Below are 21,739 nucleotides of genomic sequence, written 5' to 3'. Positions count from 1 at the left end.
GCGTGAGGTTGCATTAAAGCGTGAATCTGGGGTGGTCGGAGGCCGCCGAGGTGCCTGGAGCGCCGATGCCGCATCCCACAAGTTGGGTCGATTCTTGTGTTTCAGCGCACATGCGGTAGCGTGACTGCGGCCACTTTCACCAGGTGAAATACCATTTTCAGCCCATCCTGGTGCACACATGGACACACAGAGAGGCTCAACGATGAGCGATAAGCTCAACCCCGCCGCTGGCAACCCCGCCGCTGGCAACCCCGCCGCCGGCCCCGACGGTAACCCAGCCGGTGCCCAGCCCGGTAACCCAACAGGCACCTCGTCAGCTGCGAAAACCCCGGAAAACCCAGCCAAAGTTGCCTTTGCCAGCTTCCTCGGCACGGCGATCGAATGGTACGACTATTTCCTCTTCGGCACCGCGGCGGTGCTGGTGCTCAACGACCAGTTCTTCCCCAGCCTCAGCCCGGTGGCCAGCCAGATGAGCGCCCTTGCGACCTTCGCGGTGGCCTTTATCGCCCGGCCCGTGGGTGGTCTGGTGTTCGGGCACTTCGGTGACAGGATCGGGCGCAAGCAGATGCTCGTGTTGTCGTTGCTCATGATGGGCGGTGCCACGGTCGCCATCGGGTTGCTGCCCGGCTACACCACGATCGGCGTTGCCGCGCCCATCCTGCTGGTGATCCTGCGTCTGATCCAGGGCTTCGGTGTTGGCGGCGAATGGGGTGGTGCCGTCCTCATGGCCGTTGAACACGCGCCCAGGCACAAGCGGGCCTTCTATGGTTCATGGCCGCAAGCCGGTGTGCCCGCCGGTTCGCTGCTGAGCTCCGGCGCGTTCTTCCTGGTGCAGATGATGCCCGAAGAGCAGTTCCTCAGCTGGGGTTGGCGCATCCCGTTCCTCGTGTCCGCCCTGCTGGTGCTGGTCGGCTTCATCATCCGCCTGAAGCTCGAAGACTCCCCGGACATGCAGAAAATGCACGAGGACGAATCGCACGCCGTCGTCCCCGCCCTCGAAATGTTTCGCGACCACAAGCACTCGCTGCTCGTCGGCATTTTCACGCTGGTCGGATCGAACACCCTGTTCTACCTGGTCACCGTGTACCTGCTGGCCCTAGCGCCGGCCGAAACCGACATGAGCCGCGGCACCGTGCTGCTGGCCATTGCGTTTGGTTCGCTGCTCGACATCATCGCCATTCCGCTGGTCGCCATCTTCGCTGACCAGCACGGCAAGAAGAAGATGCTCATCATCGGCTCGATCGTCACCGCGGCAGTCTCGGTTCCGATCTTCGGACTCATGATGACCGGCCAAACCTGGGCCGCCTACGTCGCGATGGTGCTGGCGTTCCCCATCGGACACTCGTTCGTGTACGCGACATCCTCGGGCTTCATCGCCGAGCTGTTCGAGCCCCGCGTCCGCTACACCGGCGCATCGATCAGCTACCAGCTGTGCGGGCTGATCTCGTCCGCACCGGCACCGCTGATCTCAACCAGCCTGTACGCCGCCACCGGCAGCTGGGTGCCCGTAGCCCTTTACATGGCCGCAGCACAGTTGATCGCTGCTGTCTTTATTGCCACGGCCAAGCCCAAAGACGAGGTGAAGGCGTAGCGGGCCTGGGCCGGGTGGCCGGCCTCCACCTCGTCCGTTCGCTGGTCCGTTTTCTGGCGCGTTCTCACGCGGTAATGCAGACTCACGCTTTAATGCGGCGCATTTGCGCGTAAGGCTGCATTAAAGCGTGAGTCTGGGTTGGTTGGGGTCGGCCAAAGGCTGCCGAGGTGCCGGTTACCAAGTTCCCGACCCCCGCCCAGGTGCCGGTTGCCGAGGTGCCGGTTGCGGCACCTCGTCCCCGTTCCCCTTACAGCTTCTCGGCTGCGTCGACGAGGACGGAGCGGATGATCTGCTCCATTTCTTCGAAGTCCTCCGGTCCGCAGGTCAGCGGGGGAGCCAGTTGGATGACGGGTTCGCCGCGGTCGTCAGCTCGGCAGTAGAGGCCACGTTCGTACAGCGCCGGTGACACGAAGCCGTTGAGTACGCGCTCGCACTCTTCTTCTGTAAACGTTTCCTTGGTGGCCTTGTCCCTGACCAGTTCGATGCCGAAGAAGTAGCCCTCACCTCGGACGTCGCCGACGATCGGCAGGTCCGTCAGCTTTTCCAGGGTGTTGCGGAAAGCCAGCGAGTTCGATGCCACGCGGTCGTTCAGGCCGTCCTTTTCCATGACGTCAAGGTTGGCCAGTGCAACAGCGCAGGAAACGGGGTGACCGCCGAAGGTGTAGCCGTGGTAGAAGGTCTCCCCGCCCTTGCCGAAGGGGTCGAACAGGCGGTCCGAGGCGATCATCGCGCCCAGTGGGGCGTAGCCGGAGGTGATGCCCTTGGCGGTGGTGATGATGTCCGGCACGTAGTCGAAGTCGTTGCAGGCGAACATTGAGCCGATGCGGCCGAATGCACAGATCGTTTCGTCTGAGACCAGCAGAACGTCGTGTTCGTCGCAGATTTCGCGCACGCGCTCGAAGTAGCCCGGTGGTGGCGGGAAGCAACCGCCGGAGTTCTGCACCGGTTCGAGGAACACCGCGGCGACGGAGTCTGCGCCTTCGAATTCGATGACCTCTTCAATGCGGTCGGCAGCCCAACGGCCGAAGGCCTTTTCGTCGCCTGAAAAGCGGTCGTCTGCGCGGTAGAAGTTGGTGTTCGGCACCTTGTGCGCACCGGGTACGAGCGGTGCGAACTGGTTGCGCAGGTCCGGCAGCGAGGTGACGCTCAGGGCACCGTGCGGGGTGCCGTGGTAGGCGGTCGCACGCGAAATGATCTTGTGCTTGCCCGGCTTGCCGGTCAGGCGGAAGTAGTTCTTGGCGAGCTTCAGTGCGGACTCAACAGAGTCACCACCACCCGAGGTGAAGAACACCCTGTTCAGATCACCCGGTGCGTAGGCGGCCAGGCGGGTGGCCAGTTCAATGGCCGGTTCGTGCGCATAGGACCACAGGGGGAAGAAGCCAAGCTTTTTCGTCTGGTCGTAGGCGGCCTGGGCGAGTTCTTCGCGCCCATAGCCAACCTGGACGGTGAACAGGCCGGCCAGGCCGTCAATGAGCTTGTGCCCCTTGTCGTCCCACACGTGGTGGCCTTCGCCGTGGGTGATGACGGGAGTACGGCCGCCGGTGAACAGGTGGTCGTGGCTGGCCATGTGCATCCACAGGTGATCGCGCAGGCCTGCTTGAAGGTCGATGTTCGACATTGGAATCCTTGCTTTCTTGCCTCGGTCAGCGGGTTCGCTGACGAGGTGTCTGCTTCGGGTTTTGTGGGTGTTGTTTGGGTGGGGCGAGGTGCCGTTTGGCCCCGGTCGGTTCCTGGTGTTAGCTGGTTCTAGGCGCTAGCGGGTGCCCCAGTTGTACTTCTGGTCCCAGAGTTTGAGGTACATCATCGTGTCGGTTGATTCGACGGTTTCGAATGAGCGCAGCTGTTGGAGGGTTTCCATCAGTTCGTCGTCATCGGCGCACACGACTTCGATGAGGATGTCGTAGACGCCGGCGGTGACGACGGTGTAGTTGACCTGGGGGAGTTTGCTGAGTGCTTCGGCTGTGCCGGTGATGTCACTGTTGACTCGCACACCGATCATGGCCTGGCGGTTGAACCCAAGCTGCATGGGTGAGGTCACGGCGACGATCTGCATGACTCCCGCCGCGGTGAGCTTCGCCGCGCGCTGGCGGACAGCGGCTTCTGAAAGCCCGACCTCACGGCCGATTTCGGCGTAGCTGCGTCGGCCGTCCTGCTGCAGGGCTTCGATGATTGCCTTCGACTTGCTGTCGAGTTCAGCATCCGAAACTGCGTCTTCAGCAGCCATACTCAGCCTTTCCGTCGTAAATCGTTGTTTCAGCGTATCAGGCGACGGAATTAGTTGTCTAGGCGTGTTTAGATTCGGATTTCGTTGTGCAGTGTGCTGCTGGTGGTGCGTGAGCTTTATGCGGCCACCACGGCCTGCAGGCCCACCCGACCTCCACCTCGTCCCTTCACGGGCCCACCCAACCTCCACCTCGTCCCTTCACGGGCCCGTTCTCACGCGGTAATGCAGAGTCACGCTTTAATGCAGCGCATTACAGCGCAAATCTGCATTAAAGCGTGAGTCTGCACTGCCCGGAAGCCGCCGAGGTGCCGGGTCGGGCCTTGTGAGCGTGCGGCTGGCGGAGGGGTGCTGGTCTGCATTAAAGCGTGAGTCTGACCTCCAGAACCCCGCTCCAGCCCCTACTGTGCCCAGCGGTAGTCGAGCCGTTGCAACGCCCACGCCCAGTTGATGCGTTCCTGTTCCAAGCGCACATTGCGGCCCAGTCGATCCGACACCAAATCGTCGTACAGCGCTCGCTCCGTTGGGGTCAAATTCTCCAAATACGCATTCGTCGGCGCAGGTTCAGAACCCCACAATTTACGGTGCGCTTCCAGGGTGTCTTCATCCATCAACACTGATTCAGCTTGCGGCAGTTGTGTCCGCACCCCGTGCAGAATGCTGAACCCGTGTGTATCCACATCGCCCCAATACAACACATCCGATCCCGCAAAAAATGCGAGTGTTTGGCTGCGCTGACTCTCAAAACCCTTGCCCCACACTACGGCCCCATCGGCGGGCACAGGAACCGTGAGGAACGTAATTTCGTTCTCCACAATCAGGACGATGTCCGGTACGAAACCAAACTCCGGCAACTGATCCGCCCGCAGCGTGAACTCATCCACGCCGGGCACCGGCGAACGCGCAGGGTCCACCCGCATGCGCACATACGCAGGCTTTGTCGCCAAACCCAACGCCTGCTCGAACTTGCCCTTCGCAGCAGCCACCCCGAGCATTTCCGCCAACGGTCGCCGGTTGGACTCCACGAACTTCGTATCGACCCCGGCCGCATCCACCTGCCGCAAATAGCGGCCTGAACCCCGCGCTGCATCCAACCACTCGTAGGCCGCCAACACCTGCGGCCACTCCGCTGCCAACCGCAGCGCCTCCAGTGGTCGGCGCAAAACCCAGTGCCAGGGAGCCTCCAACTGCCGCTTTTTCGTCACCGACAACAACTCATCAAAGGCGGCAACATCCCGGCCGACCGAAAGAAGCTTCCAAGCCTGATCGAACCGACTGATCACGGCCCGGTGAGGGACCGAGTTCGCACCTACCGCACCCCGACCCCCAACAGACTTGAGTTCGAGGTCGTAGTGAGCCCCACCTCGCGAATCGTGGGAAAGGTCAGAAGACCAGGCGCGCCATTCGTCCCAGCGGGAGGCGAGCTCAGCGGAGGTCGGCCCGCCCAGGGGCACCGTGATCACCGGGAATTCCTCACCCTGGGCGTAGGCGCGCAGCAGCGACCCGTCTTTCCAGCGGCGCTGCACCGCAGTGCGGATGTCTTGCGGGGATTTCCAAGCGCGGACTCGACTCACACCGATCCCCCGGGCTTCGAACCTCCGGGTTTCGAGCCGCCCGAGTCGGCCATGTTGTTGTAGTACTGCTCGATGGTCATGGTCAGCAGGCGAGAATTATTGCCGCCCACGTTGTCGACGAAGCCGATGCTCTTGACGTACGGGGCGATGATGTGGACCTTCTGCAACGGCGTGACAATCAGCAGCTGCAGGCCCAGTTTGCGGAACAGGTCCAAGGCGTAGCGGGTCGAGGAATCGGAACCGCGGCCAAAAGCCTCATCAATCACGGCAAAGCGGAAGTCCTTCGATTTCGCCGCACCCCATTTCAGGTCAAATTGGTAGGCAAGCGAAGCGGCGAGGATCGTGTACGCCAGCTTTTCCTTCTGCCCGCCGGACTTGCCGTCAGAATCGCGGAAGTGCTCCCATTCCTCATCAGTTTCACGATCACGCTCCGAAGCTGAGAACGTAAACCAATTGCGCACGTCGGTAACACGAGCCGTCCATGTCTTGTCGGCGTCTGTGTGCCCCTCGCGGCCCTTGAATCGCTCGATGATCGCCCGCACATCCTGGAAACGCTGCTCGGAGTACAGGGACGAATCGTCGTTGTCACTGACTTCGGCGGTAACATCACGCAGATCACTGCGGAACTTGCGCACATCCTGGTTGATGGTGGCGGACTTTTCCAGACGAATGTAGCGGCCCTCATTGAAGTCCACAGCTGACAGGGCTTCGTTGATCTTGCCGATTCGCACGTCGATTTCATCCGCCTGCCGGCGGAGCCAACTGGAAAAACCTGCAATTTCGCGAATCGCGTTGGTGTTCAGCTGCTCCTTAAACTCAGTTTTGAACCTCGGGAGGTCGTCATTTTTCACTCGTGAGTGGAATTCGCGATAGGCATTGCGCGCGTGCACGCTGGCATCCATTTCCGTGGTTTCTGCAGGGAACTGTTCGCGCACATTGCCCATCTGCGTCAGCAGCGTTGTGGTGTGGCCGTTGATCTTCTCCTGCGCCGATTCGATCTCCTTCGCAATCGCACTGACTGTCGAGGCTTGGAGTTCGTCTGCCTGTTCAACGGACGCGATGCGCTTAGGCACCCGGGCCTGGAGGTCCTCGAAGGATTCTTGGGCTTTTTCGAAAGTGCCTGCCGCGAGGATTTCACGGTCACGTTCCAGCGCTGAACGTTCCTGTCCTAAGCGCACTTCGAGGGTCGTTGCCTTCCGGGCAACATTATCTAGCGCGTTCTCGTTTTCCTTAATCTGCTGTTCTACGGACTCAAAGCTGCGGGTGATCTCCGCCAGCTCCGAGGAGCCGCTCTCCAGGCGCTCAATCTCAGCTTCAGCAGCTTGTACACGGGCGCGAGCTGATTCCCAATCGACTTCATCCCATGAGTCAAAGTCCAGAACCGCACGCAGGGCTTCGGACTGAGCCTGGACTTCTGTCTGCCTGGCCGCAAGCTGTTCCCGATCCTCATTCAGCTTCGACTGACGCTGGTACTGTTCTTGGATTTCACGGAGCAGAGCTTCTTGTTTGCGCTCACTGACCCGGCCCAAGACCCAACCGCGTGGATCGTCCACACGACGCCGGTCGTCTTTTTCGTGGCGGTCACGCGAACGCACTTGGCCCTCACGCGTGACCGCGCGCTGCGCACCGCGAAATTCCTCAACGGTGTCCGCACACAGGTGGTCAGCGCGGGACTCTACCTCGCTCTTCAAGTAGGCGCGGAAGGGTGAATCCTCGATTTCGATCGTGTCTGCCAGTCGCAGCCCAGCCGAAGGTTTGCGCTGCAGCGGCACGTGCCGATCCGGTACACGTTCATACACCAGACGCACACCCGTGGTGCGGCCACCGCGACCCGTGGTCTGCAGCCGGGTTCTGTTCACCCATTCGGCAACCGCGGCGTAGTGTGCCTGCGGAACCAACATCGACAAGGCGAAGTTTCTAAGCACGCGTTCAGCGGCGCCTCGCCATTCTTCGAACTCCTCGGCAACATCCAGAAGCTCACCCGCGAAGGGGAGCTCGTCTTCAGCAATTCCAGTGGCCGCACTGAGCTGTTCACGGATATCCAGCAGGTTGCTGGGCAGGTTGTTCCGGCGGGCGGCCAGACTGTCCAGTTCGCGTTTGGTTTCGCGTTCCTGCCGGGTGAGCAGCAGCTTTTCGGCTTCGATGGCCGAACGATTCTTATCAAGTTCGGTGGCCTTTGGCTCCAGCACCGCCAGTTGTTCTTGAGCCTTGCCGGGCATCTGGTTGAAATCAGCCCGCGTTTTAACCTCAGCCAAGCCTGCATCCTGCAGTTTCACCTGCAGGCGCTGGTTTCGAGCGTGGCGCTGTTCTTGCTGTTCACGCGCAGACGCAGCCTTGTGCCTCAGGGTCTCCAGGCGCTCACCGCCGGCCGAGGCCCGCGCCGCGATGAGATCGTCACGTTCCGCAGACAGCTTGTCACGGGTTTCACGCTTTGCCACCAACTGCTGGTTGACGGTAGTGAGATCAGTTTCCAGCTGCTCGATACTGGCAGTTCGCAGCGTCGCGCGTATGTCGGAAAAGAACATAGCCACAGCATCACGCTGCTTGGCCAGATTGTCCTTCTTGGCAATCACGGCCTCGTACTTATCCGCGTTTTCTACCAGAGGGGTAAGCAGCTCCAACTGTTCCTGGGCTCGCTGCACGGCCTGGTAGGCATTTTCAAGATCATCGAAGTGGTCGATGATCTGCCTGATCCGACCACCAGCATCGGTGGGTTCGAGCATGTGAGTGCGCACAAACTCGTTGAGATCCCCCACGGCCTTCATTGACACCGTCTGCTGGAACAAGTCCATGGCCTGTTCTGACCGGATACCCAGAAGCCTGCGCATGCGGCGGGCGTAGTTCGGGAAGGTGTCGTCAACAGCGACGTCCTTCTTCCGCAGCTTGCGCAGCAGGTCGTTGATATCGGTGCCGAAGCCTGAAAAGTCATCCAGGATGGTCAGCCGCTTGGGTGCTGAGAAGAACCGTCGCCACGGCTGGCCCGTTGAATCGCGCTGCTGGAACACCTGGGCCAGGGTCACAGTTTCGCCGTATCCCTCGTTGGTGAAGGTCCCCAGAATCACCGAATAGGCATTGTGGCCGCGCAGAGCCACCGGGCGGGATGTGCCGGTTTGTTCGTCGCGCTCAGATTTGTAGTGGCCCTCAACGTAGCTGCGCAAACTACGCTCACGCCTACCGGCACCTGCGGCCTTGTTGTATTCAATCGTGTGCGAAGGCAACAGCAAGGTGCTCACAGCATCGACAATCGTCGACTTTCCACTGCCGATATCACCTGTCAGCAGCGCCGTTTCGCCATTCGGGCACAAGTAGCTGACGTGGTTGTCGAACGTACCCCAGTTGTACAGTTCAATCCGTTCAAGTCTGTAGCCCGGTTTGCCCGTCGCCTCAACTTCAACTGTGGAGAACAGACCTTCGCTCATTGCCACCCTGGTTCAGTACGGACTTATATTCGTCCAGCTTCTGCGCAAAATCAGACAGCGTCTGCGCATCGACATAGGCTTTCAGAATTCGGCGGACTTCCCACACATCGTTTTCACCGCGCAATTTGCGCAGAAAACCGAGCTTCTCGATCCTGCCTATGCTCTGGTCGATGTTGTTGATGATCCGGGCTTCGTCAGAAGAGTCAGCTAGAAAGACCCGGAGCGAATCAACGATGTCATCCCGATCCACCGCCAGGCGGCCCTGATCGCCGTGGGATTCGAATTCCACCAAGCGTCTGCGCAGCAACACCAGCAGCAGGGAGTCGTTGTAGGGAAGTTTGCGGCGTGTGATCAAACGGGGGAGTGGTTCTTCGCCCTCCCGTTCTTCCTGCATGCGCAGATAGGCGTAGCCCTCGTTTTCATCCACCACAACATCCAGGCCGATGGTGTTGAAATGATCGCGCACCGGGGCGGGGTTCTTAAGAAGGTCACGCCAGACGTCTTCTGCAGTTTCCTGGTACACCACACCGCGCATCAGGGCGATGATGCTGCGCGCCGCCGCTGTTTCCTCGGGAGTTCTCATGGCTGTAGTGTCCTCAAGATCTGGTTACCTTAATCTGAGCAAGCCGCACCTGGTACGTGAGTTCGTCATCCTTGGCTTCGATGGTCGATTCGACATCGTCGTTGATATCCACCTGAACATCCTCAGCCGGCAGGGACAGATAGCCGATGAGTTCGCTCACGCCCTGTTCTATCGGGTACATCTGCACAATGTCGTCCAGCAGCGCCGATTCGCCCTGTGGGATGATCGCGGCCAGCTGGCTTAAGAGTTTCGTCTGGTCAACAAAGACCTGTGATGTAAGCGCGGTGGTGTCGAGGTCTTCGGCCTCGCTGGGCTGCAGAAGGCTGTCGACCTCGGTGGTTGGACGCACGTCATACAGAGGGCGTTCCAACGGCAGCGCCACATCAACGCCCGGGACGTCGACTTCGATGCCGACGGGAGAGTCCTTCTTCGGCGCTTGCGCACGAACATCGACGGCATGGCGCTCGATGTCTTTTACCAGTTCCAGAACTCTGCGGTTTTCCACCCAGATTTGGTCATCCAGGAACCTGCGGAACTGTTCAGATATCTGGCGCACCGTCTGCTGAGTGCGCTCAGCGGCATCCGCCCAGTCGTGGTGGATAGTGCGCAACCGGCTGTCTGTCTGTATCTGAGCAAGTTCCGACACGCGGCCAAGCAGCTGCGACAGTTCTTCCTGTCTGGCCTCCGACAACAGGAGGTCATAAAATGCCTGGAAGCTGCGTCCCTGATCCGAACCATCGATATTGGCCCTGGTCGACACAAGTTCATCCAACAGTTCGCCGCGGCTGCCCTGCCACGTGGCGATCTTCTCTCGAGCACTCCGATCCAACGACCGGAAGTTTTCCTCCACCTGCCGAAAATCCGCCAACAGTTCCCTGGCGGTGGACGTGAACTGCTGATACCGATCCCTCAGCCTGGTGCCATCGAGCATGCCAAACTGCGGGTCCTGTTCAATCTGGCGAATCTCGCGATCAATTGAATCGCGGCGTCGCTTGAGTTCCGCAATACGTTCCTCAGGATCTTCTTCCGAACCCATCGAGATCTGCCGCAGCAGTTCTACAATCGTCTGCAGCCGCGACTCGGTGGCCACAAATGGGCGCACCTGCAGGCCGAGCACCCACGAATACGCCTTCTCCAGCGCAGGCGTGGCGTCGTAGTGAAGCTCGTCAGAATCCACCGGGTAGAACCTGCGCAGCCAACCAGAATCGTCCGCCGCCCAATCTTCTAAATAATCCGTAGGGTCCTTGGGGTACGGCGCAGGTTCGCCAAGGCTGACGGCCTGGTCATTCAGCCCGTAGAGCTCGTCATCCAGCGCACCCGTAAGTGTGCTGGCGGCCGTCGCGCCGTGGTTTTCCTCGATGAAATACCGGCCCAAAAACGACAAAATCAAGGGCGCGTTTTGAGCGCGCAGCAGCTTCCACGCGGGGTTTAGACGGCGCAGCCGGTCGATCTGTTCGGCATCCATGATGCTCCAAGGTTAGCCGGGAAATAAGGGGGATAACAGGGATGAGGTGGCGGCTACTTTTGGGGCGTCACCGGTCCGTTCTCACGCGGCCCGCCTCGGTCTCCTGCCTTCACGGGTCCGTTCTCACGCGGAAATGCAGACTCACGCTTTAATGCGGCGCATTAGCGCGCAAATCTGCATTAAAGCGTGAGTCTGGGTTGCCCGGAAGCCGCCGAGGTGGGGAGAGCCGCAACGACCTCCCGTGCCCGACTGAGCGTGAAAACGACTGCGCGAAAACGACTGCGCGCGAAAAACGATCAGCTCGTCTTCTTTGCCTCGATGACCCAATGGGAGCCATCGAAGCCGTCAACAATCATGCGGGCAGAAATACCTCGGCCCTGGCCGGTCACGATCCAGTTCGGCTTCAACACACCACGCGGCTGGCTGGTTTCAACATCGAACATGGCGCCCAGCTTGTAGCGTTTGCGCAGCGCAGCTCCCGCCAAGTTGCGGGCCGACTTCGCAACAGACTCGGGGGCAGGTTCAGCGAGCGGACCTTCAGCTGGAACTTCTTCACCGTCAGTGGGCACGTGCGTGATGAAGGACGAACCACCCATTGCATCAACAAACACATCAACAACACCCAACCGACCACGTTTGCGATGGGCAGTAATCCGCACATGCCAAAACGGGTGATGCACCGGCCGCGCGGATGCCTGCCCGCCGCCCAATCTGCGGCGAACAACCTCCTCGGCCTCAGGGGCCGAAACCGACGGGGTCAGCCGGACTGCACGCAGCCCAGCTGACCCCGTCACCTGGTTCGGGTCAGTCACGCGAGGTGCCTTCCACCTCGTCAGCTTCCGTCACCTGACCGCCCGCGGCACCCGCCGAACCAGCACCGCCCGCGGCACCCGCCGAGCCAGCACCGCCCGCCGCGGCGTCACCAGCATCACCCTCATCCTCCACAGGAACCTGCGTGGCAAGACCGGGGTTCTGCCCCATGGCCAGCCGAGCCGGAATCGGCCCAACCTTCGCAGTTTCGTTCAGGGCGTCGACAATGTGCTCCGGCACGGGGTTGGCCTTCTGCGTGGCAAGTGACACCACAACAAGCGTCAGTGCGGAGACAACAACTGTTGCCATCGGGTCGATCGACGTCTTCTCCGTCAGACCACCCAGCTGCCACACAACGGGAACAACAGCGCCGACGATCATCGACGAAATCGCTCCGGCGGTGTTCGCCTTCTTCCACCACACGGCGGCAACATACGCGGGAACAAACGACGTTCCAAGGATCGTGGTGGCGAAGATGACCAGGTCAGCCACACCGGGCGCACCCGTCACGGCAACAACAAAACCGATCACAGCAAGCACCAGCACCGTAATGCGCGAAACCCACACCGCCTGGCGCTGCGTACCGCTGCGGCTGATGAACCGCTCAAAGATGTCGTGCGACGCGATCGTGCCGCTCTGCAGCAGAAGCGCATCCGCCGTCGACATAATCGCCGCCATGATCGCAGCCATCACGATGCCGACAGCGAAGTTCGGCAGCACCGCCTCGGCAATTCCGAACACGGCCAGCTCCGGATCCGACAGGTTCGGAAGCAGCACCAGCGCCATAACACCAACAAGGTACGGGGCCGGCACGAACAGCAGGTTGAAGCCCGTGGAGTACAGCGCCGCAGTGCGCGCAACCGACGGCTTTTTCATCGCCATGTGGCTGACGTTGACGTGCGGGTAGCCCATGTAGCCAATCGAGAAGATCAGCAGCGCACCGATGATCACACCCCATTGGACAGACTCAAAACCGTCAGGACCCCACATGGTCAGCAGGTTCGGGTTGATCTCGGCAACAGCGTTGTTGCCCGCGGTCAGGCCGCCAACCGCCATGAGCGTGGCAATGAGAATCCACAGCATGCCGATCAGCATGATGATCGCCTGCGCGAAGTCCGAATACGCAACAGCCAGGTATCCGCCCAGGAACGTGTAGAGAACAATCACGCTGATCGCAATGAGCAGCGACCACTTGAAGTCAATGCCGGTGACCATTTCCAGCCCGCGCCCACCGGCAATGAACTGGGTCAGCACGTACAGGAACATGCACGCCAGCGCGATTGGTGCGGCCACTGCCCGCGTCCACGCCGACGGGTAGCGGTGCTCCAAATACTCAATCGAGGTCAGCGAACCGAGGATCTGCGACAGTTTGCGCATGCGCCTGCCCAGAATCGACAGGTTGAGCACACCACCGCCGATGTCACCCATCGCGTACCACATGCCGAAGTAGCCCTGCGTGTAGCCAAGCGATCCCGCGCCGAGGAACATGTAGCCCGACATCGATGACGACTGCAGCCTCAGAGCCGTGACCGCCGGACCCAGACTGCGCCCACCCAGCAGGAAGCCCTCTTCGCCGACCGAGCTGCGGCGCATGGTCCACACGCCGATCGCAATCATGGCGACAAAGTAGATGAGGAGGAATGTCAGTTCGATGCTCACAGGGCACCTCCTTCTTCAGGTGCGGCTGCCCCTGGTGTGTGGCCTGCCTGAGCTGACGAGGTGGAGCTCACCTGCCCCGCACCGGCATCGTTGGTGCCGGCTGGGGTTTCTTCTGCATCTTCGGCACCCCAGTGTGACGACGAAAAGAAGAAGATGAGCGTGTAGGCAATCCATCCCAGGGGGATGCCCACAATGATGAGCAGCGTTGCTGTGGGAAGTCCGAACATCGTGGCTCCTTACTCCGTGAACGTATCCGCGACATCGAGGGCACGGTCAATGGCATCCAGGCCCGCCGCAACGTCTTCGTCCGATGTGTTCAGCGGCGGCACCACGTGAATGCGGTTGAAGTTAGCGAACGGAAGAACACCGTACTCCTTGATCTTGGCGATCGTGGCGTTCATCGCCTCGCTCGTCGCACCGTAGGGTGCCAGTGGTTCGCGGGTTTCCTTGTTCTTGACCAGCTCAATCGCCCAGAAGCAGCCACGGCCGCGCACATCACCGACCGACGGGTGGTTGGCGTGCATCTTCACGAGCGCCGGGCGGATGATTTCATCGCCCAGGCGTGCGGCGTTTTCCACCATTTCCTCGTCGCGCATGGCCTTGATCGTCGCAACTGCAGCCGCGGTCGCCAGCGGGTGGCCGGAGTAGGTGAGGCCACCGGGGAAAACGCGGTCATCAAAGGTCTTCTTGATCTCATTGGACATGATGACCCCGCCGAGCGGCACATATCCGGAGTTCACACCCTTGGCGAAGGTGATGAGGTCCGGTACGACATTGAACTGCTCAAAAGCGAACCACGAACCGGAACGACCGAAGCCGGCCATCACCTCGTCGGCGATGTACATGATCCCGTACTTGCGGGTCAGCTCACGGACACCCTCGAGGTAGCCCGGCGGCGGAGCGTAGATGCCGGCGGTTCCGGGAATCGTCTCCAGAATGAGTGCGGCAATGCTCTGCGCGCCCTCGAGCACAATGACGTCTTCCAGGTGGCGCAGAGCGCGTTCGGTTTCATCCTGATCGCTGTCCGTGCCGAAGTGCGAACGGTAGGTGTGCGGCGGGAAGAAGTGAACAACGCCCTCACCCGGGGTGTCATTGGGAATGCGGCGGGGGTCGCCCGTGAGGTTCACCGCCAGGCTCGTGGCACCGTGGAAGCTGCGGTAGGCCGACAGCACCTTCTGGCGTCCCGTGTGCAGTCGCGCCAGACGGACAGCGTTTTCATTCGCATCCGCGCCGCCGTTGGTGAAGAACACGTAGTCCATGCCGTCTGGTGCCAGGCCGGTGATGAGCGCGGCAGCCTCAGAGCGCGGCTTGACGGCGTGGGACGGGGCGATCGTCGCAATTGAATCAGCCTGGTCCTTAATGGCCTGAATGACTGTGGGGTGCTGGTGTCCGATGTTCGTGTTGACCAGCTGCGACGAAAAGTCGAGGAATTTCCGCCCCTCGCCGTCCCACACGTGCGAACCTTCGGCGCGCGTGATGGTCATCGGGTTGATCTGCGCCTGAGCTGACCACGAATGGAAAACGTGGGCGCGGTCGAGTTCGTATGTGCGTGCGGCGTCATCGACGTCGATGTTCATAAGAGCCCCTTTGCTCACGGTGCCCCTCGCTGCTGCGATCCGATTCAGCGATGATCCAGTGGCTTTGCTGGACGCTGTGCTGAACGTGGCGTTGAACGCAGTTCGGAAGGGCGGCGGTTCGTCCTATCCGCGTCAGTATGTCGCAGGTCTCCGCCCACGCCAAGAGCCATTCTGTAAAGTCAGCCCTAAGCTTTCTTTACACAGTGAAAGGCGGGGTCTATGCAGGACATCAGTGCTGGTCAGCACACTGGCTCTGTTCCGGAAACCGACGGCCCGCGCGATCTGACCGTGAGGAACTTCCTGCAGCTTCCCCAAGTGAAACTCGGCAATCCCGTAGTTCTCGCAGGTGAAGAGCACCTCGACACCCCGATCCGCTGGGTCCACATTGCTGAAACTGACGCAGTCACCGACCTGCTGGAAGGTGGCGAGATGCTGCTGTCGTCCTCGCCGGCCTTCCAACACTCCGTCGAGCACACCCGTGCTTTTCTCGACCAGGCGCGCAGGGCCGGGGCCGTGGGGTTCGCGGTTGAGGCAATTGACGAGGTGGGGCTCGCCAGCCCCCGCTCTCTTGAAGTGCTCACTGAGGCCGGGAGGGGAGCGGGTATGCCCGTTATAGCGCTCAGATCCCGCGTGCGGTTTGTGCGGATCACGCAGGAAGCCCACCGGGTGCTCATCGGCCAGCAGCTCAGCATTGTCGAACGCACCCGCGAACTCCACGAGGCCTTTACCGAACTGAGTCTGAGCGGTGCGGACGAAAGCGTGATCGTGCGCGAAGCCGCCAGGCGTTTGGGCACCCCGGTGGTGCTCGAAGACGCAGCCCACAGGATCCTCGCTCATGCTCCTGCCGATGCCCTTGCGGCAACAGAGAACTGGCCGCCGTCGGCTGCCCAGGCAGTCCCGGTGGGCGTCAAAGGCCGCAGGTGGGGTCGGGTGGTCGCCCCTTCGGCACGTGAAGACGACCCCTACGCGGCCGAGGTCCTGCAGCGGGCAAGCCAAGCCATCACGCTGGTGCGCGCACACTCACAGACCACATACGACCTGCGGATGCGCGCCAGCGACCACTTCGTGTCAGAACTTCCGCACATGAACGAAGAACAGGCGCTCAGACGCGGCCGCGCAGCTGACCTGCACGGCCCGGGCGGGTTCATGGCAATAGCGGTCGAAATGTGCGGCGGTGGCATTGCCGGCGACCGCGGTGCCGGTGGGGTCGAAGCCGGGGAAGCCGGCGGGGTAGTCACCAAAGACGAAGCGGCCGACTACCAGCTGCGCGAACGCGGCCTGCGTTTGGAACTCGTGGCCGCCGCCGAACGCTTGGGGCTGACTGCCGTGACATCCGCGTGGCGCACCGGAACAGTTGTCGCAATCCTTGGGCTTCCATCGAGTGTGGGTGGTTCGGCGGACGACCTCACCGCTGAACTGTGCCGCGACCTCACCAAGGCCATCCCCGAAACCATCACGGTCGGCGCAGGTCAGCTGAGCCAGGCGCTCGTTGCCGCTGCCGATGACATCCCCATCGCGGTCGAAGCCGCCCACGTGGCCGCGGGCATGTCCATCCGCCGTCAGCCGTTCTACAGGTTCTCCGATCTGCGGCTCAACGGGCTGATCGCCAGCCTGAGTGACGACCCGCGAATGAGCGCATTCGCCCACGCCGAACTTGGACCGCTGCTGAAAACAAGCACACCAACCAGCCCCGAAACCCGCGGAAACAAGCCGCGGGAAGCGAGCGGCGCCTCGTCAGAAGATCTTGAGTTCCTGTGGGTCTACCTGCTGTGCGGCGGGCAGAAGGCTGCCGTGGCGCGCCAGCTGGGAATCAGCAGGCCGGCCGTTTACGCAAAAGCCGGGCGCATAGCATCGACACTGGGAGTGTCACTTGATAACCCAGAATCAGCGGCAGCGCTCCTGACCGCACTGCTGTGGCAGCGAAGCCGCAGCACGTGACGGCGGTAGGGGCGGCTGGGTGCAGCCCGCAGCGAACGCAACAGCGAGCAGAAAGGACAAGCGTGGGACGGCAGCACAGAATCGACTGGGCGAAGCTTCGCAGGCGCGGCCGGCGTTACTGGGCGATTTCCACGCAGATTTCCCTGTACTTCGGGGTGCACACGCTGCTCATGACTGCCATCCCGCTGTCTATTTCCGACCCTGTCATCAGGCCTATTGCGCTCGCCCTGTACATGGGAGCGGGCATTGCCTTTGATTCCTTCGCCACTGCACTGTCCGCCAGGATCGGCAACCGGCGAGTCACCCGAATCGCCGGCGGCCTGGTCACAATTCTTGCGCTGTTCGCCGCCCTGGACGGTGTCCACGGATGGGCGTGGCTGGTATTGGCCACGATGTTCTCGGTCTGTTCGAGCCTGCTGTACATCCCCGGGATCGCCTACTTTTCGAACCTCCTGGGGCCGCGGCAGACCGACGGTCAGCGGATCAACGTCATCCTCCAACGAGGTGGAGCTCTCGGGTCCGCCCTCATCATCTCGGCGGTCTTGTCTCAGGACCTCGCGTGGATCATGTGGTGGTTCATGGTGGGGCTCGGTCTGCTCTTCGGGGCGCTGAGCTACCGATTCCCCCGGCCCGTGCGCACAGAAGAGGGCGCGTCCCTGAACCCGGTTGCCGCAATGGCGGCCTCAGTTTCAGCGACAGTGCATTCGCCGATGCTCATGTTGGCTCTCGTGGTCTCCTGCAGCACACCGCTCATGTTCTTGCTTCACGGATCCGTTCTGCCCGTGGAAAAAGCCAGCGCCGGAAGCACGGTCGGTGCGGCAATCGGTGTGGGCCTGGTGCTGCGCGAATTGCTGTCCGTTCTTTCTGTAGCGTTCATTGCCCGCGGTGGTTTTGTGCGCTGCAACGTTGAATTCATTGTGACGACCGCCATTGCCGGTATTGGCGGAGTTATGGCGGCCATCAGCAATCAGCCCTGGATGGTGGCCCTCAGCATCGCCCTGGGCGGACCGGTCGTGGCCAGCACAATCGTCGTCTCAGTGCTCAACGTCAACCGGTCGGCCATCGGATCGTTCCGTCCCTGGGCGCACTTCGGAGCCATGGGCATGTCCCAGCGCATTACGGGACTCGCCGTCCCCCTGGCCTTCGGTGCCGCCTCTGGGGCCGGAGGTGCCGCCGTCACAATCACAGCGGCAGTCATGTTCGCAGCGGTAGCCGGCGGCGCCTCGCTCCTTTTGGCGATTGTCGTGCGGCAGGCCGGCGGACGCGCGCAGGCGAGGTAACGGGCGGCTTTGGCTCAGTGAGGCTGACCGGCGGCCTTGGCGGGTGGCCTGGATTCGGCGGGTTGGGTCAGACGCGCATAGGGACATCCGAGTATGGGTTTAAGGTAGGGCCAAGCCGAAATGGCTTGCCTACGCACACATAGGTCATCACAAAGGAGTGCTATGACTGCCGATCAGCTGCACTGGCTATCAGTTCGTGAGCTCCTGTGCGGATTCCGCGCAGGAAAGTTCACACCGCTTGAGGTGCTCGACCATCTGATTGAGCGAATTGAGGAGCTCGACAAAGCTACCGGGATCAACGCGATTGTCGACCTGCAGGTGGAATCTGCGCGGGAACTCGCCGAGGAAGCCACGAGGTACTACCAGGACAGTGCCGGCGATTGCTGCGAAATCGGTTCGTCCCACCACGATGCCGAACGGCCGCTTTTGGGTGTGCCGTTCCTCGTCAAAGAACAGCACGACGTTGCGGGACTGTCAGCGACACGCGGCTCTCAAGCTCTGCAGGGAAGGGTTGCCGAAAAGGACGCCGAAATCGTTGCTCGGCTGAAGCAAGCCGGAGCGATTCCCTTTGGGCGAACCACCACGCCGGAAATGTCGTGCGCAACGTTCACCCACACCCGCGAATGGGGAGTCACCCGCAACCCGTACAACCCGAACAAGACCCCGGGCGGCTCCTCGGGGGGTTCCGGTGCGGCAGTTGCCGCAGGTTTCGCACCCTTTGCAACCGCGAGTGACATCGGCGGGTCCACCCGAATTCCCGCAGCTTTCTGCGGTCTGCCCGGACTGAAGACCTCGTACGGGCGCACGCCGGGCGCAGTGCCCATGAACATCGACTGGTACCGCGGCGACCACATTCTGGCGCGGACCGTGTCGGACACCGCGCTGGTCTTCAACCAGATCATGGGGCCGTCAGAGCTCGATATGGCGACGATTCCCGTGAGCGGATCGTTTCCCGTGGAACATCACTTCGGGCAGTACAGCTACACCTCGGGGCAGGAGGTGCCTGCGGGGGCCGAGGTACACGACGTCGATCTGAGCGGCTGGAGGATCGGGGTCAGTGCTGACCTGGGCTGCTATGAGCTGGATGAGTCAACGCGGCTGGGTGTTGAACGAGTTGCGGAGGCATTGGAGGCGGCGGGTGCGCAGGTCGTGCCCGTTGATGTTCAGCTGAAGCTTGAGGACGTCACGCGCGCCTCGATGGCTCACTACGGTGGACTTTTGGCGCCCAACGTTGAGCGGCAGGCCGGCGGCGACATCACGGTTCTCGAGCCCTACACGCAGGAGTTCGTCCGCAGGACCACGCGCTTTGCCGAAGAAACCTCGCTGCTGGAGGCTGCTCTCATCGAATCTGACATTCAGCAGAAGCTGCTGGCGGCACTCGATGAGGTCGACGTGCTCATCACGGCGACTTCGGCTGTTGAAGACCTCGATGCTGGGGAGGACTTCACCACCGGCATCGACCGGCCCGACGGCGAGCACAGCTTCTACTGGGAAGCACACCAGGTGGTGCCGTTCAACATCGCCAACCGGATGCCCGCCATGTCGGTGCCCAGCGGCATCGGCTCGGCAGGTGTTCCCACCGGTGTGCAGATCGTCGGCATGCCCTACCGCGAAGCGACAGTGCTGCGAGTCGCCGCTGCTATCGAAGCGCTCATGCCGTTTCCCAGGCCCAAGATTGGGTGAGGCCGGTGGCTTCGGCTGGTTGGGCAGGTCCGCAAGACGGACGCCCTCTATGCGGCCGTGCTGTACGTCAGTATCGTCGGCTTCAGCAGAAGAGTTTTCTGCTGAGGATCAGAGGAGCATCAACGTGGATGAACTGCACTATCTTGAATTGTCCGAAATCGCCGAACTCATCAGACAGGGCGAAGTTACTTCAGAAGAAGTGACCTCTGCTCAGCTTGAGCGGATCGACAAGCTAGACGGAACGCTGAAGTCGTATCGCACCGTCGATGCAGAAGGAGCTATTGAAGCGGCGCGGGCTGCCGATGCAGATCGGCGAAAAGGGCGTATCCGAAGCGGTGTTCACGGCGTTCCAGTTGGGATCAAGGACCTGGCAAACACAAAAGGCCTTGCAACAGGTGCCGGCACCGCAATTCATGACGGGTTTGTGCCTGACTTCGACGCCACTGTCGTTGTGAAGCTGCGCGAGGCAGGAGCCGTGAATCTCGGAAAGCTCGCGATGACGGAAGGGGCGTACTCGGGTCACCACCCCGACCTGCAGACGCCCGTCAACCCGTGGGATGAAAACACGTGGCCCGGCGTTTCGTCCAGCGGGTCAGGTGTCGCACCAGCCGCAGGCATGTGCTTTGGGTCCATCGGCACCGACACCGGTGGGTCTATTCGCCTTCCGTCAAGCGCTAACGGAATTACTGGACTCAAGCCCACGTGGGGCAGGGTCAGCCGCTACGGATGCTTCCCCCTTGCCCAGAGTCTTGACCACATTGGCCCCATGGCCCGGTCAGCCCAAGACTGCGCAATCATGCTCGAAGTTCTGGCAGGCCGCGACAAGAATGATCCGACCGCGTCCCGCCGTCCTGTGCCTCGGTATTCACAGCTGTTGGATACGCCGCGACCTTGGACGGTGGGCATCGACTCGAAGCTCAACAGCCAATTCGACGATGTTACTCAGCGGATGTTGGTCGAAACTGCAGATGTGTTCCGTGAGCTTGGCTGGACAGTGGTTGAAGTGTCAACGCCGGATCTGTCAGCAGCTGGCGCAGACTGGGCAGCCCTTTGTGGTGCAGAGACTGCAGATGTACACCGGGACACCTACCCTTCCAGAGCATCAGAGTACGGGCCGGAATTGGCGAGCTTGGTCGACATTGGGTTGGAACTCAGCACGATCGACTATGCAAGGCTGCAAGAGCGTCGCAGAAATTTCACGGGCAAGATGATCGACCTCATGAGCGGCATCGACCTCCTGCTGCTGCCCGCGGTCGGCCAGGCCTCGCCAACGAACGAAGATATGGCAGGAGCAACTGCCGGCTCGGCCTTGATGGAGCGAATCTTGACTCCAACCGCTCCGATTGACATGTGTGGGTTCCCCGCAGTCACTTTCCCAACGGGTTTCACCAGCAGAGGAACGCCTTTGGGAGCACAGCTTGTTGGTGCTCCGTGGACCGAAGCTCAGTGCATGGCTGCGGCTCACGCTTATCAGCAAGCCACGGACTTCCATCTGCAGCGGCCCACTGTGGGGTGAGGGGGGGGAAAAACCTCGGTGAGGCTTCGGCTGGGTTCCTAGCTTCGTCGGTACTCCCCGGTTCTGCTGTCTAGGTGGAGTATTGAGGCGATCCGGCAGTTTTTGCCTTGTTTTGTCGCCTAATCTGCAAAGTGGCCGCTTTCGGCGCCGGGTGTCCGACATATCGTTCGAAAAGCTTGGGCAGAATCCTTGAGATTCCGCGGTTCCCGGATAGTGTGGCTAGTGCATCGGAAAAACTCCGGATGTTGCGTATCGAAGACGATGGGCAGTGTTCTGAGTCGGACCAATGCTTCCGGAGTACTTTCGAAGTCCCGGTGATATCTCCTTTCTGTGTGTGCTGTGGCCGGGTTCCATGTGGAACCCGGCCACTGCTTTGCCCACAAAACTCCGCGGCCGCACACCGGTTAGCAACAAAAACTCCCG

The 21,739-nt window shown here is 61.3% G+C and carries 15 protein-coding genes; 5 read left to right on the top strand and 10 right to left on the bottom strand.

What is annotated here, in order from left to right:
• The first annotated feature begins 178 nt into the window (after window positions 1-178).
• On the top strand, window positions 179-1,591 hold the full coding sequence (locus HMPREF3087_RS04530; RefSeq protein WP_218078849.1) for an MFS transporter: 1,413 nt from the start codon (window positions 179-181) through the stop codon (window positions 1,589-1,591).
• Between the two features lie 247 nt (window positions 1,592-1,838).
• On the opposite strand, the gene HMPREF3087_RS04525 is transcribed toward HMPREF3087_RS04530, so the two are convergent.
• The 10 genes from HMPREF3087_RS04525 to HMPREF3087_RS04480 all read right to left on the bottom strand — a co-directional run bounded on the left by HMPREF3087_RS04525 (window position 1,839) and on the right by HMPREF3087_RS04480 (window position 14,899).
• On the bottom strand, window positions 1,839-3,209 hold the full coding sequence (locus tag HMPREF3087_RS04525) for an aspartate aminotransferase family protein (protein ID WP_070428235.1): 1,371 nt from the start codon (window positions 3,207-3,209) through the stop codon (window positions 1,839-1,841).
• A 135-nt stretch (window positions 3,210-3,344) separates the two neighbouring features.
• Window positions 3,345-3,815 (bottom strand): Lrp/AsnC family transcriptional regulator, encoded by a 471-nt coding sequence (locus HMPREF3087_RS04520; RefSeq protein WP_070424498.1) that lies wholly within the window; start codon window positions 3,813-3,815, stop codon window positions 3,345-3,347.
• 398 nt (window positions 3,816-4,213) lie between these two features.
• A complete protein-coding gene (locus HMPREF3087_RS04515) occupies window positions 4,214-5,386 on the bottom strand; it encodes a Wadjet anti-phage system protein JetD domain-containing protein (protein ID WP_070428234.1) in 1,173 nt (390 codons plus the stop codon).
• Window positions 5,383-8,805, bottom strand: a complete 3,423-nt coding sequence (locus HMPREF3087_RS04510) for an ATP-binding protein (protein ID WP_070428233.1) — start codon at window positions 8,803-8,805, stop codon at window positions 5,383-5,385. The genes HMPREF3087_RS04515 and HMPREF3087_RS04510 overlap by 4 nt, the downstream gene beginning before the upstream one ends.
• Window positions 8,777-9,388: a DUF4194 domain-containing protein gene (locus HMPREF3087_RS04505; RefSeq protein WP_070428232.1), complete on the bottom strand. Its 612-nt coding sequence runs from the start codon at window positions 9,386-9,388 to the stop codon at window positions 8,777-8,779. Before HMPREF3087_RS04505 ends, HMPREF3087_RS04510 begins: the two co-directional genes overlap by 29 nt.
• A 13-nt stretch (window positions 9,389-9,401) precedes the next feature.
• A complete protein-coding gene (locus HMPREF3087_RS04500; protein ID WP_070428231.1) occupies window positions 9,402-10,853 on the bottom strand; it encodes a DUF3375 domain-containing protein in 1,452 nt (483 codons plus the stop codon).
• A 296-nt stretch (window positions 10,854-11,149) separates the two neighbouring features.
• On the bottom strand, window positions 11,150-11,665 hold the full coding sequence (locus tag HMPREF3087_RS10495; protein WP_141738868.1) for a hypothetical protein: 516 nt from the start codon (window positions 11,663-11,665) through the stop codon (window positions 11,150-11,152).
• The gene (locus HMPREF3087_RS04490; protein ID WP_070428229.1) at window positions 11,658-13,322 is read right to left on the bottom strand and encodes a sodium/proline symporter; all 1,665 of its coding nucleotides are present in this window, start codon (window positions 13,320-13,322) and stop codon (window positions 11,658-11,660) included. The genes HMPREF3087_RS10495 and HMPREF3087_RS04490 overlap by 8 nt, the downstream gene beginning before the upstream one ends.
• Entirely contained in the window at window positions 13,319-13,549 is a 231-nt protein-coding gene (locus HMPREF3087_RS04485; RefSeq protein ID WP_070428228.1) for a hypothetical protein, read from the bottom strand. Before HMPREF3087_RS04485 ends, HMPREF3087_RS04490 begins: the two co-directional genes overlap by 4 nt.
• 9 nt (window positions 13,550-13,558) lie before the next feature.
• Window positions 13,559-14,899, bottom strand: coding sequence for an aspartate aminotransferase family protein (locus HMPREF3087_RS04480; protein WP_070428227.1), 1,341 nt, complete (start codon window positions 14,897-14,899; stop codon window positions 13,559-13,561).
• 219 nt (window positions 14,900-15,118) lie between these two features.
• On the opposite strand from HMPREF3087_RS04480, the gene HMPREF3087_RS04475 reads away from it, so the two are divergent.
• The 4 genes from HMPREF3087_RS04475 (at window position 15,119) to HMPREF3087_RS04460 (ending at window position 21,316) form a co-directional block, all read left to right on the top strand.
• Complete coding sequence (locus HMPREF3087_RS04475) at window positions 15,119-16,837, top strand: PucR family transcriptional regulator (protein WP_070428226.1); 1,719 nt, start codon at window positions 15,119-15,121, stop codon at window positions 16,835-16,837.
• A 62-nt stretch (window positions 16,838-16,899) separates the two neighbouring features.
• A complete protein-coding gene (locus HMPREF3087_RS04470; protein WP_070428225.1) occupies window positions 16,900-18,117 on the top strand; it encodes an MFS transporter in 1,218 nt (405 codons plus the stop codon).
• A 162-nt stretch (window positions 18,118-18,279) separates the two neighbouring features.
• Window positions 18,280-19,800 carry an amidase gene (locus HMPREF3087_RS04465; RefSeq protein WP_070428224.1) on the top strand — a complete coding sequence of 507 codons (1,521 nt, stop codon included), beginning with the start codon at window positions 18,280-18,282 and terminating at the stop codon, window positions 19,798-19,800.
• 124 nt (window positions 19,801-19,924) lie between these two features.
• Window positions 19,925-21,316: an amidase gene (locus tag HMPREF3087_RS04460; RefSeq protein ID WP_256173036.1), complete on the top strand. Its 1,392-nt coding sequence runs from the start codon at window positions 19,925-19,927 to the stop codon at window positions 21,314-21,316.
• Window positions 21,317-21,739 lie beyond the last annotated feature (423 nt).

Source organism: Brevibacterium sp. HMSC22B09 (assembly GCF_001806795.1).
In the GTDB taxonomy this organism is placed as follows: domain Bacteria; phylum Actinomycetota; class Actinomycetes; order Actinomycetales; family Brevibacteriaceae; genus Brevibacterium; species Brevibacterium ravenspurgense.
The sequence above is the reverse complement of the archived record's forward strand: the minus strand, read 5'-3'. Positions and strand labels throughout refer to the sequence as shown.